We start from the raw sequence: 320 nt of genomic DNA, 5'->3' as shown, positions 1-320 counted from the left end.
TCCATATACGTACGGGATAACTTTTCAACATCTTCTGGAAGTGTTGCCGAAAATAGCATTGTCATTCGCTATGTAGGAAAATCATCAATAATTGCCTCTACTTGATCAATAAAGCCCATATTTAGCATTTCATCTGCTTCATCAATGACTAAATACTTCAGAAATTCTAAAGAAAGGGTACCTTTTTCAATATGATCTAACACACGCCCAGGAGTCCACACTACGATATGTGTCTTTTGTTTTAACTCTAATTTTTGACTTGCAAATGGAGACTTACCATAAACGGCCGCAGCCTTAATTCTTTTGAAGCGGCCTATATT

Annotated in this window: 1 pseudogene; it reads right to left on the bottom strand. The window is 36.6% G+C overall.

Going from position 1 to position 320, the window contains the following annotated elements:
- Nucleotides 1–320: pseudogene (locus JDS82_RS29150) on the bottom strand (DEAD/DEAH box helicase family protein); the annotation flags it as partial.

This window comes from Bacillus cereus group sp. N14 (assembly GCF_016483555.1).
Classification (GTDB): Bacteria; Bacillota; Bacilli; order Bacillales; family Bacillaceae_G; genus Bacillus_A; species Bacillus_A wiedmannii.
This window is presented reverse-complemented; position numbering and strand designations above follow the sequence as displayed.